This window comes from Nocardia sp. NPDC004123, from assembly GCF_053603795.1.
This window is the reverse complement of sequence record NZ_JBSGGG010000019.1, coordinates 113,290-127,260: the sequence shown is the minus strand read 5'-3', so window position 1 is coordinate 127,260 and position 13,971 is coordinate 113,290. Positions and strand designations below refer to the sequence as shown.

The window sequence follows — 13,971 nt, the reverse complement described above, 5'->3', positions numbered from 1 at the left end:
GATGGTCACGCCGTGTGGGCCGCGTACAGGGTGACTACCACCGCGCCGCCCAGGCCAAGATTGTGCGCCAGCGCGGTGCGCGCGCCCGCGACCTGCCGCTCGCCCGCGAGTCCGCGCAGCTGCCAGCTCAATTCGGTGCACTGGGCCAGGCCGGTCGCGCCGAGCGGGTGGCCCTTGGAGATCAGGCCGCCCGACGGATTGACCACCCAGGTGCCACCGTAGGTGGTGGCGCCGGACTCGATCAGCGCGCCCGACTCGCCCTCGCCGCACAGGCCCAGCGCCTCGTAGGTGATGAGCTCGTTGATGGAGAAGCAGTCGTGCAGCTCGATCACGTCGACGTCGGCGACGCCGATTCCCGCGCGGGAGAACACCTTCGAGGCCGCCGCCCGGGTCATGGGCGCGCCCACCACGTCGATCATGGAACCGGTGGAGAAGGAGGTGCCGTCGTCGGTGGCCAGCTCCTGGGCCAGGATCTCGATGGCCTGCCCCTCGAGGCCGTTGGCCTTGACGAACTCCTCGCTCACCACGACCGCGGCGGCCGCGCCGTCGGACATGGGCGAGCACTGCGAGCGGGTCAGCGGGCCGTGCACCGGCTTGTCGCCGAGGACCTGCTCGAGGGTGTAGGCATCCTGGAACTGCGCCAGCGGGTTGCGGGTCGAGTGCTCGTGGTTCTTGACCGCGACCGCCGCCAGCTGCTCGGGCGTGGTGCCGTAGCGCTTCATGTGCTCGATGGCGGCATTGCCGAAGAACTGGGTGGTGATCGGCGCGGCGGAGAACTCGAAGTGCTCCTTGTTGACCTTCAGGTGCGCGTCGACGGTGGTGACCTTGGGCTTGGTGGCCGGGCCGGCCATGGCCTCCTTGGTCATCTGCTCGAAGCCGACGGCCAGGGCCACATCGGTGATGCCGGCGGCCACCCACTCGCGGGCGAACATGAGCGCGGTGGAACCGGTGGCGCAGTTGTTGTTCACATTGACGATCGGGATGCCGGTCAGGCCGATGTCGTAGAGGGCGCGCTGGCCGGCGGCCGAGGGCTGGAAGACGTAGCCGACCGCGGCGCGCTGCACCTGGTCGTAGGTGACGCCCGCGTCCTTCAGCGCGCCGTTCACGGCCTCGGCGACCATCTCCGGGTAGGTCCACTCGCGGGAACCGATCTTGACGAACGGCGTCATGTTCACGCCGACGACGAAAACGCGTCGCATAGGGTTGTCCACTCCTGTTCTTCGGGAACGTAATTCGTGATGTCTAGTCGGCGCGCGGGACGCGGCCGTCGAGGTCGGTGAAGCCGTAGGCCGTGGCCAGGTCGGCGACCTTCCAGGCTTTTCCGGTGCGCGCCAGGCGATCCGGATCCGCGGCCAGCGCGACCACGGCGCGGCCGGCGAAGTGCGGGGTCTCGGCCTGGTCGAGATCGAAGGTGCCCTCGCCGGGCAGGGTGACCAGGCGGCGGCCCTGCGCGTCGGCCGGAACCATCTGCAGCAGTTCGGTGTTCACGATGCCCGGCCAGATCGAGACCGCGGTCGCGCCGGTGCCGTCGAGGTCGTGCGCCATGTCGGCGGTGAGCCGGTCCACGGCGGCCTTGCCGACGCCGTAGACCGCGTTGTGCATCTGGCGGATCGCGCCGGGGGAGGACACGCTCACGATCAGGCCCTGCGACTCGATGAGCAGCGGCGCGGCGAAAACGCTTGCCACGTAATGGGATCGGACGCCGATATCGAAGCCCTCGTCCCATGCCTTCGGCGGCACCTCCCAGAACTTGCGGCCGATCCAGCGCGCCGACGCGGGGGAGTTGTAGACATTGTTGACCAGCACGTCGAGCCGGCCCTGCTCGTCGCGCACCTGCGCGAACAGTTTCTCCACGGCCGCGTCGTCACGGTGATCACAGACCACCGGCACCCCGATCCCGCCCAGGGCGTCGATCTCGGCGGCGGTCCCGGCCACGGTGCCCGGCAGGTGCCCGGCCGTGACGGTGCGCCCGGTGACGTACACGGTCGCCCCGGCCGCGCCCAGCTCCAGGGCGATGCCCTTGCCGATGCCGCGGCTGGCGCCGGTCACCACCGCGACCTTTCCGGCGAGAATCTTGGGTATTTCGCTCACGACCTCTGGACATTACCTTGAAATAGGAACGTGTTCTAGAAATTGGAGGCGGAGTGGAACTGACGCATCGGACGATCGACACCGGGGAGGTCCGCATGCACGTCGCGGATCAGGGCGAGGGCTTCCCGGTCGTCTTCTGTCACGGGTTTCCGCACACCTGGTTCATGTGGCACCACCAGCTCGACGCCGTCGCCGCGGCCGGCTACCGTGCCCTCGCCCCCGACCTGCGCGGATACGGCCGCACCGAGGCGCCCGCCGACCCGGAGGCCTACACCAACGCCGCCGTCATCGGCGACCTCATGGCCCTGCTCGACGACATCGGCGCGGAGCAGGCGGTCTTCGTCGGCCTCGACTTCGGCGCCCAGCTGGTGTGGGAGCTGAGCCTGCGCGCCCCCGAGCGGGTGGCCGCCGCCATGGTCCTGAACAACCCGTTCGCCCCACGCCCGCCGCGCGCCCCGTCGGCCTTCTGGACGAAGGCGGCCGAACGCCACTTCCTGCACCTGTCCTACTTCCAGACCCCCGGCATCGCCGACGCCGAACTCGCCGCGGACCCGCGCGGCTTCCTGGCCCGCGTCTACTACTCGCTCTCCGGCGACTACCACTACCTCGACACCTGGAAGAACCCGCCCGGCCTCGGCTACCTCGACGTCCTCCCGCAGGCGCCCGCCCTGCCCTGGCCGTGGCTCTCGGAAGCCGAATTCGACACCCTGGTCCAGGATTTCGAGCGCACCGGCTTCACCGGCGGCCTCAACTGGTACCGCAACCTCGACCGCAACTGGGAACTCACCGCCGCCTACGCCGACGCCAAGGTCGAAGTCCCCACCTTCTTCCTCTACGGCCAGAACGACCCCGACATGGAGGGCTTCAGCGGCCGCGACCCCCTGGCCACCCTGCGCGCCAACGTCCCCGATCTCCGCGAGGTCGTCGAAGTCCCGGCCGCGGGCCACCTGGTCCAGCTCGAGCGCCCCGACGCGGTCAACACCTTCCTCACCGACGCCCTGAAGAGCCTCGGCCTCCCGGCGTAACCCGACCGGACCGGTGGCCCGGGACATCGGGCCCGGTCACCGGTCGATTCGAGGATCCTGCTGTTCGTGTGTCCAGGGAGAGGCGTACCGTCGGGCAGATATCGGGTGTTGTCGACCAGGAGGCCCGGTTCATGGCAGTTCGAGTTCACGCTTTCGGCGATGACGCGCTCGGCGAGCATGACGGGGTGGCCATTGCCGCGCTGATCCGCAGCGGTGAGTTGAGCGCGGCCGAGGTCGCCAAGGCGGCCCGGGAGCGGGTGGCGCAGGTGGATCCGGTGTTGCACGCGGTGGTGGTGGAGGCGGATACGCCGCTGGTCTCGGGGGATCGGGAGGCGCTGCTGTACGGCGTGCCGGCCTTCGTGAAGGACAACACCGATGTGGCCGGGCTGCCGACCCAGCACGGCAGTGCGGCCTGGCCGGCCCGGCCGGCGAAGGCGCACGGACCCTTCGCGAAACAGTTTCTGGGCACCGGTGTGACCGTGCTCGGGAAGAGCACCCTGCCCGAGTTCGGGTTGAACGCCACCACCGAATTCGTCGATGCCGAACCGACCCCCAATCCGTGGGACACGGGGTTCTCCTCGGGCGCCTCGTCGGGTGGTTCGGCCGCCCTCGTCGCGGCGGGTGCGGTGCCGATCGCGCACGGTAACGACGGTGGCGGTTCGATTCGTATTCCGGCCGCCTGCTGCGGGCTGGTCGGCCTGAAACCGACGCGTGGCCGTCACATCGACGGTCCGCAGGCTCGTTCCATGCCGATCAACCTGGTCTCCGAGGGCGTGCTCACCCGCACGGTCCGCGATACCGCCACCTATTTCGCGGCGGCCGAACGCTTCTGGCGCAATCCCGCGCTGCCGCCGATCGGGCTCGTCGAGGGGCCCGCCCAGCGGCGGCTGCGTATCGGCCTCCTCAGCGATCCCATCACCGGGGCAACCCTGGACCCGCAGATTCGCACGGTTCTCGAAGAGACCGTCACGCTGCTGGAGGGCTTCGGCCACGAGGTGCGGCCCATCCCTTACCCGGTGGACCGGGGCTTCGCCGAGGATTTCGCCACCTACTGGGCGATGCTGGCCTTCCTGGGCAGCCACACCGGCAAACTGAGCTTCGGCCGGTCCTTCGACCCCGCCCGCCTCGATCCCTTCACCCGTGGCCTGGCCGCCCGCTTCCACGGCTCCGCCCTGCGCTCACCCGCTGTGCTGTACCGGCTTTCGCGCCTCCGCCGCGCCTACGCGGCCGCCTTCCACGACGTCGAACTCGTGGTGTCCCCGGTGCTGGCGAGCCTCACACCCCGCCTGGGCTACCTGAGCCCCGATCAGCCCTTCGACGAGGTGTTCGGCCGCCTGCTGGACTATGTCACCTACACGCCGTTCGCGAACGTGACCGGGGCCCCGGCCCTTTCGCTCCCGATGGGAGCGTCCGAGTCGGATCTCCCCATCGGGATAATGTTCTCCGCGCTCCACGGCGACGAACGCACCCTGCTCGAACTCGCCTACGCCCTCGAATCCGTCCGCCCCTTCCCCCGCATCGAGCACTGACGAGCTAGACCGAGACCGCGCGCAGTGCGTCGGGCGTCAGATCCTTCAGCGCCGGATACCCGTCCACCGCCATGATCAGATCCGCCTCCGCGAGCAGCGTGCGCAGCACGTGCACGATGCCGTCCGCGCCGCCCAGCGCCAGCCCGTAGGCGTAGGGGCGGCCGATGCCGACCGCGGACGCGCCCAGCGCCAGCGCCTTGATGATGTCCGCGCCCGAGCGCACCCCGGAATCGAACAGCACCGGCAGCCCCTCGGCGGCGGCCACCACCTCGGGCAGCATGTCCAGTGCCGGGAGCCCGCCATTGGCCTGGCGGCCACCGTGATTGGAGCAGTAGATGCCGTCCACGCCCAGATCCCGGGCGCGACGCGCGTCCTCGGGGTGGCAGATGCCCTTCACGATCAGCGGCAGCGTGGTCAGCGAGCGCAGCCACGCCAGATCCGCCCAGGTCAGTGGATTGCCGAAGACCTGGATCCAGCGCAGGATGGCCGACTGCGGATCCTGCTCCGGCGACTGCGCCAGGCTCGCCCGGAACACCGGATCGGTGAAATAGTTGGCCAGGCAGTGCCCGCGCAGCTGCGGGAAATTACCGGTGGACAGATCGCGCGGCCGCCAGCCGGTCACCCAGGTGTCGAGGGTGACCACGATGCCCTTGAACCCCGCCCGCTCGGCCCGCTCCACCAGGCTGGCGGCCAGATCCCGGTCGGTGGGCGTGTAGAGCTGGAAAAAGCCGGGGGTGTCACCGAATTCGGCCGCCACGTCCTCCATCGGATCCACGCTCAGCGTGGACGCCACCATGGGGACGCCGGTGCGCGCCGCGGCCCGCGCGGTCGCCAGATCACCGTGCCCGTCCTGCGCGCACAGGCCGATCACACCCACCGGCGCCATGAAAACCGGTGCGGGCCAGGTGCTTCCGAACAATTCCACCGACAGGTCACGCTGCTTGGCGCCCACGAACATGCGCGGAATCACGCCCCACCGATCGAACGCCGCCACATTGGCCCGCTGGGTGCGCTCGTCGCCCGCGCCGCCCGCCACATACGACCACACCGACGGCGGCAGCGCGGCCTGCGCCCGCTCGGCCAGCTCCGCGTAGCTCACCGGCAGCGCGGGCACCACCCCGCGCAACCCGTTGAAGTAGATCTCGTTCTGAAAATCACCGAATGCCACGACGCACTCTCCAGTTCCGTCTCTGCCGAAAGCGACACTGCGATTGTGCAAGACTGGGCATCGGACACCGGTGAATCGCAGGATACGAGCATGGAGTTTCGGACCGTGCAGGATGACGTCAGGCGGCTGACCGAGGAGGAGCTCGCGCTCATCCACGCCCTGCAGCTGCGGCCCCGGGCGTCGTGGACCGACCTGGGGCGGGTGCTCGGCGTGGATCCGGTGACCGTGGCCCGCCGCTGGCAACGGCTCAGTGACCGCGGCGAGGCCTGGATCAGCGTCTCACCCGGCCCGGCGGTGTTCGATCTGCTGTGCGCCGCCTTCGTCGACATCGATTGCGCCGCAGGGCAGACCGATGCGGTGGTCGCCACCCTGGCCGCGCATCCGCACATGCTCACCCTGGAACGCGCGGGCGGCAGCAATCGCATTCTCGCCACCGTGGCCACCGGCGATTTCGGGCAGATGTCGCGCTACACCCTCGACGTGCTGCCCGCCGTCCCGCACATCGCGGCGGTGCGCACCCGCATCGTGACCCACTGGTTCGCCGAGGGCGGCAGCTGGCGCATCGACGCCCTCGCCCCCGGCCAGCGCGACCAGCTGCGCACCCCGCCGGCACCGGCCGGGGCCGATCGCGGCCGCCGCGTCACCCCGCTGGACCGGGCCCTCATCGGCGCATTGGCCCGCGACGGCCGCGCCGCGCACAGCGTCCTCGCCGCCGCCCTCGGCACCAGTGCCTCCACCGTCAAACGCCGTATCGACGAGCTCACCCGGCTCGGACTGCTCAGCTTCCGCTGCGATTTCGCGCGCCCGCTGGGCGGCTGGCCGGTCGCGGTCACCTTCTGGGCGACCGCGCCCACCGCCGCGCTGCCCGAGATCGGTTACGGGCTCATCCGGCTCCCGCAGACCCGCAACTGCGCCGCCGTCAGCGGCACCCACAATCTGGTGCTGCAGGCCGGACTGCACTCGGTCGCCGAGGTCACCCGCTTCGAAAACCAGATCGCCACGCTGCATCCCGAGCTCGTGGTCACCGAACGCACCATCACCCTGCGGCACGAGAAACTGCTCGGCCGCATCCTCGACCGCCACGGCCGCTCCCGTGTCGTGGTGCCGCCCGATATCTGGCGGGAAACTGCACCGGCACAGGATAATTCGCACTGAGAACCGGCAATCTGTCACCGGCGCACGGCAGTTCGACGCCAACTCTCGGCTGCGACGTCTCAGAAGTTCGCGTTGAGGTACTCCGCCGCATGGGTCGTCCACAGCATGCCCGTGCCCGGCATATTGTGCCCGGAATACAGCACGTGCTGCCCGTCCGGCCACGGCGTCAGATACCCGATCAGCCCCCGTACCGCCGCCTCGTACCGATTCAGGTTCGCCACCGGATTCTGCATCAGGAACTCCAGCAGCTCGTGGAAGATCACCGGCGTCAGATTCCCGATCCGCGCCCCCTCGATCAACGAGAACGGCGAAATCGCGGTATCGATGGCCCGCAGCGGCGAATCGGCGGGGGAGGCGGTGATGATGTCGCCGGGATTCGCGTACTCCCGCACATCCATCCCCAGCGGCCATGCCCCCCGCTGCCCGTGCAGCCCGTACGTCGTTGCCGGGCACAGATTCCCGACCGATTGTCCCGCCCGCCGCATCGGATTGGCGATATTCACCACGAACGCGATCTCCAACGGCGACCCGTCGACATTGGTGTAGATTCCCGCGCGCACCCCCTGCAGAATCGTGCTCGCCACGATCCCGCCCAGCGAATAACTCATCAGCCCACACAGATTCGGCGAATCCTGCAACGCCTTGACCCCCGCCGCCACCCCCAACCGCACCGAGGTGTCCAGTGACGGTCCCCACGTATCCGGATCCGGCCCGATCGATGCCGGCCAATCCGGCTCGAAACACTGGAACTTCCCCGTATCCAGCAGCTTGGCGACATCGTGCAGCATGCCCGCCGGCGTCCCGTCGCTGTTCCGCTGCTCCCCGGTACCCCGCAGAGTGATGATGTCGATCATCGCTTCCCCTTCACACGCCGAACCTTTCGACGCCTGCGCCCGACGCTAGGCTGATCCGGCCCCGAGTTCGCGAGTAGTGAACTACCCGATTCCGAACCCGGGGCGTCGGCTCACGCACGGCTCGAGCCGGTGGCCGGCCCCGGCAGCCGGGTGGTGTCGTGGTCCGTGGGTCAGGTGTCTTTAGCCCATGCGGTCGTCGGCGATGGACCCTATTTGCTCGCCGGGACCCGCGATAGCGTTCTCAGATGGGAACCGGATGCCGCGCGGTACGCGAGGCAAGGCGTTCGAGGTGATCGGCGATGGGGCCACGGGAAACTCACATGTCGCAGTCGGATCTGTTCACATGGAGCATGGAACAGGACCCGGTGCTCCGCTCGACAATCGTCACGGTGCTGCTGCTGGACACCGAGCCCGAGTGGGATCGCCTGGTGCGCATCGTCGATCGCACCACCCGGGTGGTGCCCAAACTGCGGCAGCGGCCGGTGCCGGTGCCGTTCGGGCTGGCACCGCCGCGCTGGGCCGACGACCCGCACTTCGACGTGCACTGGCACCTGCGCCGGGCGGCGCTGGTTCGGCCGGCGGATCTGGCCACCGTGCTCGAGTTCGCGGGCACCGAGGCGATGACAGCCTTCGATCCGATCCGCCCGCTGTGGCGGATGACCGTGCTGAACGGCATGTCCGGCGGGGGAAGCGCGGTGGTGCTGACCCTGCATCACAGCCTCACCGACGGCATCGGCGGAATCCGCTTGGCCACCGAGATCCTCGACTTCGACCGGGCCGGCTCCGACCGCGGGGCGCTGCCCGAGATTCCCGCCGGACCCGGCGGCGGGCTCCGTGATATCGCGGCCTGGAACTGGAGCGTCGGCGTCGCGCTGGCCCGTGCGGGGCTGTCCGGCGTGCCGGCTCTCGCCCGGCGCGCGCTGTCGAACCCGGTGCGCGCCGTGCGCGACGGTGTGAACCTGGCGGCCTCGGTGGCCCGGTTGGTCAGCCCGGTGACCGCGACCCTGTCCCCGGTGATGACCGGGCGCGGCCTCGGCCGCCACCTCATGGTGCTGGACGTCCCAGCCGATGACCTGCACCGTGCCGCCCACGCCGCCGACTGCACCATGAATGATGCCTTCCTCGCCGCGGTGCTGATCGGCCTGCGTACCTATCACGGCCGTCTGGGCACCGGCGTCGATCACCTGCGCCTGACCATGCCCGTCAGCCTGCGCCGCCCCGACGACCCGCTCGGCGGTAACCGAATCACGCTGCTCCGCTTCGCACTCCCGCTCGGTATCCCCGAAACCGCCGACCTGATGCGCACCCTCGACACCGCCATCGCCGGTGAGCGCCGGGAACCCGCCATCCCGCTCTCCGGCGCGATCGCGGCTGCTCTGAACCGCCTCCCCGTCACGTTCGTCACCGGCATGCTCAAGCACATCGATTTCGTCGCCTCCGATGTGCCCGGCTCTCCGGTTCCCCTCTACTTCGCCGGCGCCCGCATAGACCGCATGTACGCCTTCGGCCCCACCATCGGCACCGCCTTCAACATCACCCTCACCACCCATGCCGGCATCTGCTGCGTCGGTATCAACACCGACACCGCTGCCGTTCCCGACCCCGCCCTGCTGACCGACTGCCTTGCAACGGGTTTCGAGACGGTCCTGCGGCTCGCCGACGCGGACCGCCCGCCCGCCGAACCGGCACTGTCGGAGCATGCGGACAGAACCGCCCACGTTCCCTGAGGGGTCAGCCGACCCGGTCGTCACGACTCGAGGACACGAGAAACCGGGTGGTCAGTTGGCAATGCGGTTTACCCTGTGCAGGGCCGAGTTCAGTGGGAAAGGTCGGTGGCGGCGGTCTCGTCGAGGAGCCACGTGGTGGATTCGGTGCCGATCGCGCCGGCGGCCGGAATGTCCAGGGGGGACGCTCCGCTCAGCGCGGCGGCTACCGCGGCGGCCTTGGCCTCGCCGGAGACGATGAGCATCACGTGACGGGACTTGCGGATGGCGGGGAGGGTCAGGGTGATGCGGACCGCGGGTGGCTTGGGCGAATTGGTTTCGGCCACAACCAGTTCGTGTTCCTCGCGGGTGGCGACGGTGTGGGGGAACAGCGAATTGATGTGGCCCTCACCGCCCATGCCCAGCAGGTGCAGGTCGAAGGCGCCGTGTTCGGCCAGGTGGGCGTGGACGGTGGCCGAGTACTCGCCGGCGGCCTCGAGCGGGTCGGGGTAGTCGCCGCTGGAGGTCTCGGTGGGATGCACGCGGGCCGGGTCGACCGGGACATGGTCCAGCAGGGCCTGGCGGGCCTGGAGTTCGTTGCGTTCGGCGTCGCCGGTGGGGACGAAACGCTCATCGCCCCAGAAGACGTCGAGTTTGGACCAGTCGATGTCGCCGGGGGCCTTGCGGACCCATTCCAGCAGGGCGATACCGGTGCCGCCACCGGTCAGGACCACCGAGGCGGAGCCGCGCAGACGCTGCGCCTCCACCACCTGGGCGACGAACTTCGCCGCCGCGGCCTGCACGAGTTCGTCAGTGGTGGCGAAGGTTTCGACGGCGGGCTCAGACATAGGTCACCCTTTCGATTCCGGTGAGGGCCTCGGCGTAGATGTCGTCCGCGTCGAGGTGGCGCAGTTCCTCGGCCAGGCAGTCCTTGGTCTCGCGACGGGCCAGCGCGAAATGCTGTTCGGGTTCCCCGGTCCGGGTGAGCGTCGCGGTGCGGCCGTGCTGTGGACGCGCAATGGAGATCGACACCGTGGGCCGGTGCATCTCCACCTTGAGTTCGCCGGTGCGCCGCAATACCGGGCAGTCCAGCCGCGCGGCCAGCCAGCCCGCCAGCATGTCGAGCGCCGGCTCTTCCTGCAGGCCCGAAATCGTCACGGACTCAACGGGTTCGAACGGAGCCTCGTCCAGCGCCGCCGCCAGCAGCGCCCGCCAGTAGGTGACCCGGCTCCACGCCAGATCGGTGTCGCCGGGTGCGTAGGACTGCCGCCGGCCCTTGATGGTCTCCTGCGGATCCGAGGCGAAGGTCGCATCGGTGATGCGGCGCGTCGCCAGGCGGCCCACCGAATCCTTGGACGGGAACTCCGGCGCGCCCCGCGGCCACCACGCCACCACGGGGGTGTCGGGCAGCAGGAACGGGATCACCACACTCGACTCGTGCGGCACCAGATCCCCTTGCAGCCGAAGCACTATCACCTCGGCCGCCCCGGCGTCACCGCCGACGCGGATCTGCGCATCCAGCCGGGTCGGAGCCATGCGGTCACCGCGCGCCAGCACGATCACCCGGCACGGGTGCTCCCGGCTTGCGTCGTTGGCGGCGTCGATGGCGTCCTCGGCCTCGGAGCTATCCAGCGTGCACACCACCAGGGTGAGCACTCGCCCCATGGTCACCACGCCATTGGATTCCCGCAGCTGCACAAGACGTTTCGACACCTCGCGGGTGTCGGTGTCGGGCATGTCGATGATCACGGCCGCCGCCATTCCCGCCCGCTGCGCGCGAGCATCTCGTCGGCGGATTCCGGGCCCCAGCCGCCCGCCTCGTACGGGTCGGGCTTGCCGGTCTCGGCCCAGTGCGCGAGCGCGGGATCGAGGATGCGCCAGGACAATTCGACCTCCTCGTTGACCGGGAACAGCGACGGCACCCCGAGCAGCACGTCCAGGATCAGCCGCTCGTAGGCCTCGGGGGAGTCCTCGGTGAAGGCCTCGCCGTAGCTGAAGTCCATGTTCACGTCGCGCACCTCCATCGACGACCCGGGCACCTTGGACCCGAATCGCATGGTGATGCCCTCATCCGGCTGCACCCGGATGACCAGCGCGTTCTGACCGAGCTCCTCAGTCATGGTCTGGTCGAAGGGCAGGTGCGGGGCCCGCTTGAACACCACCGCGATCTCGGTGACGCGGCGGCCCAGCCGTTTTCCGGTGCGCAGATAGAACGGCACGCCCGCCCAGCGGCGGGTCTCCACGGCCAGGGTGATGGCCGCGTAGGTCTCGGTGCGGGAGTTGGGGTCGAAACCCTCCTCCTGCAGCAGGCCCACCACCGGCTCACTGCCCTGCCAGCCCGCGGTGTACTGGCCGCGCGCCGTCGTCTCGTCCAGCGGCTCGACGAGTTTCGTCGCCGAGAGCACCTTGATCTTCTCGATCTGCAACTGCTTGGGCTGGAAGCTCACCGGTTCTTCCATGGCCGTCAGCGCCAGCAGCTGCAGCAGATGGTTCTGGATGACGTCGCGGGCCGCGCCGATGCCGTCGTAGTAGCCGGCGCGACCACCCAGGCCGATGTCCTCGGCCATGGTGATCTGCACATGGTCCACATAGTTGGCGTTCCAGATGGGATCCCACAGCTGGTTGGCGAAGCGCAGCGCCAGAATGTTCTGCACCGTCTCCTTGCCCAGGTAGTGGTCGATGCGGAACACCGAACGCTCCGGGAACACCGTGTTCACCAGGGCATTGAGCTCCTGGGCGCTCTTCAGGTCGTGCCCGAAGGGCTTCTCGATCACCACCCGCCGCCACGGATCGGGCTGTCCCGCAGGCGAATCCGAGGGCTTGGCCAGTCCGTTCTTCGACAGCTGTTCGAGCACGATCGGGAAGTCACTGGGCGGGATCGACAGGTAGAAGGCGGTATTGCCGCCCGTCCCGCGATCCCGATCCAGATCCTTGAGGGTGGTGGCCAGCTTGTGGAAGGCCGCGTCGTCCTCGAAGGTGCCGCGAACGAAACGCAGACCCGCCTTCAGCTGCTGCCACACCTCCTCCCGGAAGGGAGTACGCGCCGAGGAGGACACCGACTCGTGAACCAGGTTCGCGAAGTCCTCATCGGTCCAGTCCCGGCGCGCGAAGCCGACCAGCGAGAAGCCCGGGGGCAGCAGCCCCCGGTTCGCCAGGTCGTAGATGGCCGGCAGCACTTTGCGGCGCGACAGATCGCCGGTTGCGCCGAATATCACCACGTTGCACGGTCCAGCGATGCGCGGAACCCGGCTGTCGCGTGAATCGCGCAGCGGATTCGGCGTCGCGACCGTCGTCGCCGCGCCTGCCACCGTCAGTTTCCTCCCGCGACCTGCAGTTTTTCGGTGGTGGCCGCGAGCAGTTCCTGCCAGGAGGCGACGAACTTGTCGACGCCCTCGGTCTCGAGAACACCGAACACGTCGTCCAGGTCGACACCGGCCGCGACCAGCTGATCGAAGATCGCCTGCGCCTCGGCCGCCTTGCCGACGGCCGCGTTCGGCACGATCTCGGCGTGGTCGGCGACCGCCTCGAGGGTCTTCTCCGGGAGCGTGTTCACCGTGTTGGGGGCGACCAGGTCGGTGACGTACATGGTGTCCGGGTATTCCGGGTTCTTCACACCGGTCGACGCCCACAGCGCGCGCTGCTTGTTGCCGCCCGCCGACGCCAGCTTGGCGTAGACGTCGGTGTGCTTGCCGCCGTCGAACACATCCTGGTAGGCCGCATAGGCCAACTGCGCGTTGGCGATTCCGGCCTTGCCGCGCAATGCCAGCGCCTCCGGGGTGCCGATGGCTTCCAGACGCTTGTCGATCTCGGTGTCCACGCGGGAGACGAAGAACGAGGCGACGGACTGGATCTTGGCGATGTCGTGCCCGGCGGTCGCGGCATTGCGCAGACCGTCGAGGTAGGCGCCCATCACCGAGATGTAGCGCTGCACCGAGAAGATCAGCGTCACGTTCACGCTGATGCCCTCGGAGATCACCCGGGTGATGGCCGGCAGACCGGCCTCGGTGGCAGGAATCTTGATGAACAGGTTGGGCCGGTCCACGATCTTCCACAGCTCGATGGCCTGGGCCACCGTGCCGTCCGTGTCGAAGGCCAGGCGCGGGTCGACCTCGATCGAAACCCGGCCGTCGACGCCGTTGCTCGCGGCGAAGACCTCGGCGAACACGTCGCAGGCGGCCCGCACATCATCGGTGGTGATGGTGCGGATGGCCGAATCCACATCGGCCCCGCGGGCGGCGAGCTCGGTGACCTGCTCGTCGTAGGCGTGGCCCTTGGAGAGCGCGCCCTGGAAAATGGTCGGGTTGGTGGTGACACCGACGACATTGCGAGAGTCGATCAGGCCCTGGAGATTTCCGGACTTGATGCGATCACGCGACAGGTCGTCCAGCCACACCGAAACCCCGGCGGCCGACAGGGCCGCGGTGTTCGCGTTCTGGGTCATGAGGA

The 13,971-nt window shown here is 69.1% G+C and carries 12 protein-coding genes; 4 read left to right on the top strand and 8 right to left on the bottom strand.

The genetic code is table 11. The features are described 5' to 3' along the window. Window positions 1-5 precede the first annotated feature (5 nt). Window positions 6-1,199 (bottom strand): thiolase C-terminal domain-containing protein, encoded by a 1,194-nt coding sequence (locus ACWEQQ_RS27510; protein ID WP_364612688.1) that lies wholly within the window; start codon window positions 1,197-1,199, stop codon window positions 6-8. A gap of 43 nt (window positions 1,200-1,242) precedes the next feature. Beyond that, window positions 1,243-2,091 carry an SDR family NAD(P)-dependent oxidoreductase gene (locus tag ACWEQQ_RS27505; RefSeq protein WP_452350264.1) on the bottom strand — a complete coding sequence of 283 codons (849 nt, stop codon included), beginning with the start codon at window positions 2,089-2,091 and terminating at the stop codon, window positions 1,243-1,245. Between the two features lie 53 nt (window positions 2,092-2,144). Between ACWEQQ_RS27505 and ACWEQQ_RS27500 the strand changes: the two genes are divergently transcribed. Both ACWEQQ_RS27500 and ACWEQQ_RS27495 read left to right on the top strand, forming a co-directional pair. Then, entirely contained in the window at window positions 2,145-3,116 is a 972-nt protein-coding gene (locus ACWEQQ_RS27500; protein ID WP_452350263.1) for an alpha/beta fold hydrolase, read from the top strand. A gap of 131 nt (window positions 3,117-3,247) precedes the next feature. Beyond that, window positions 3,248-4,645, top strand: coding sequence for an amidase (locus ACWEQQ_RS27495; RefSeq protein WP_452350262.1), 1,398 nt, complete (start codon window positions 3,248-3,250; stop codon window positions 4,643-4,645). Window positions 4,646-4,649: 4 nt separating this feature from the next. Here the strand turns inward: ACWEQQ_RS27495 and ACWEQQ_RS27490 are convergent, their stop codons facing one another. Beyond that, the gene (locus ACWEQQ_RS27490) at window positions 4,650-5,813 is read right to left on the bottom strand and encodes a lactate 2-monooxygenase (protein ID WP_452350261.1); all 1,164 of its coding nucleotides are present in this window, start codon (window positions 5,811-5,813) and stop codon (window positions 4,650-4,652) included. 90 nt (window positions 5,814-5,903) lie between these two features. Here ACWEQQ_RS27490 and ACWEQQ_RS27485 point away from each other — a divergent pair, with 90 nt between their 5' ends. After that, a complete protein-coding gene (locus tag ACWEQQ_RS27485) occupies window positions 5,904-6,968 on the top strand; it encodes an Lrp/AsnC family transcriptional regulator (protein ID WP_452350260.1) in 1,065 nt (354 codons plus the stop codon). A gap of 59 nt (window positions 6,969-7,027) precedes the next feature. On the opposite strand, the gene ACWEQQ_RS27480 is transcribed toward ACWEQQ_RS27485, so the two are convergent. Next, window positions 7,028-7,822 (bottom strand): hypothetical protein, encoded by a 795-nt coding sequence (locus tag ACWEQQ_RS27480; protein WP_452350259.1) that lies wholly within the window; start codon window positions 7,820-7,822, stop codon window positions 7,028-7,030. 320 nt (window positions 7,823-8,142) lie between these two features. Here ACWEQQ_RS27480 and ACWEQQ_RS27475 point away from each other — a divergent pair, with 320 nt between their 5' ends. Further along, window positions 8,143-9,549, top strand: coding sequence for a wax ester/triacylglycerol synthase domain-containing protein (locus ACWEQQ_RS27475; protein WP_452350258.1), 1,407 nt, complete (start codon window positions 8,143-8,145; stop codon window positions 9,547-9,549). A gap of 89 nt (window positions 9,550-9,638) precedes the next feature. Here ACWEQQ_RS27475 and pgl read toward each other — a convergent pair whose 3' ends face one another. Genes pgl through tal form a run of 4 tightly spaced genes read right to left on the bottom strand, consistent with a single transcriptional unit; the run spans window position 9,639 to window position 13,966 of the window. Continuing rightward, entirely contained in the window at window positions 9,639-10,373 is a 735-nt protein-coding gene (gene pgl / locus ACWEQQ_RS27470) for a 6-phosphogluconolactonase (RefSeq protein ID WP_452350257.1), read from the bottom strand. Next, complete coding sequence (opcA, locus tag ACWEQQ_RS27465) at window positions 10,366-11,274, bottom strand: glucose-6-phosphate dehydrogenase assembly protein OpcA (protein WP_452343159.1); 909 nt, start codon at window positions 11,272-11,274, stop codon at window positions 10,366-10,368. Before opcA ends, pgl begins: the two co-directional genes overlap by 8 nt. Beyond that, a complete protein-coding gene (gene zwf, locus ACWEQQ_RS27460) occupies window positions 11,271-12,833 on the bottom strand; it encodes a glucose-6-phosphate dehydrogenase (protein WP_379387192.1) in 1,563 nt (520 codons plus the stop codon). Before zwf ends, opcA begins: the two co-directional genes overlap by 4 nt. Window positions 12,834-12,835: 2 nt before the next feature. Then, window positions 12,836-13,966, bottom strand: coding sequence for a transaldolase (gene tal, locus ACWEQQ_RS27455; RefSeq protein WP_452343157.1), 1,131 nt, complete (start codon window positions 13,964-13,966; stop codon window positions 12,836-12,838). Window positions 13,967-13,971 lie beyond the last annotated feature (5 nt).

Coding starts and splice junctions, on each gene's coding strand:
- pgl (WP_452350257.1), bottom strand. CDS start 10,373: ATGTCTGAGCCCGCCGTCGAAACCTTCGCCACCACTGACGAACTCGTG.
- ACWEQQ_RS27480 (WP_452350259.1), bottom strand. CDS start 7,822: ATGATCGACATCATCACTCTGCGGGGTACCGGGGAGCAGCGGAACAGC.
- ACWEQQ_RS27495 (WP_452350262.1), top strand. CDS start 3,248: ATGGCAGTTCGAGTTCACGCTTTCGGCGATGACGCGCTCGGCGAGCAT.
- ACWEQQ_RS27485 (WP_452350260.1), top strand. CDS start 5,904: ATGGAGTTTCGGACCGTGCAGGATGACGTCAGGCGGCTGACCGAGGAG.
- ACWEQQ_RS27510 (WP_364612688.1), bottom strand. CDS start 1,199: ATGCGACGCGTTTTCGTCGTCGGCGTGAACATGACGCCGTTCGTCAAG.
- tal (WP_452343157.1), bottom strand. CDS start 13,966: ATGACCCAGAACGCGAACACCGCGGCCCTGTCGGCCGCCGGGGTTTCG.
- ACWEQQ_RS27475 (WP_452350258.1), top strand. CDS start 8,143: ATGTCGCAGTCGGATCTGTTCACATGGAGCATGGAACAGGACCCGGTG.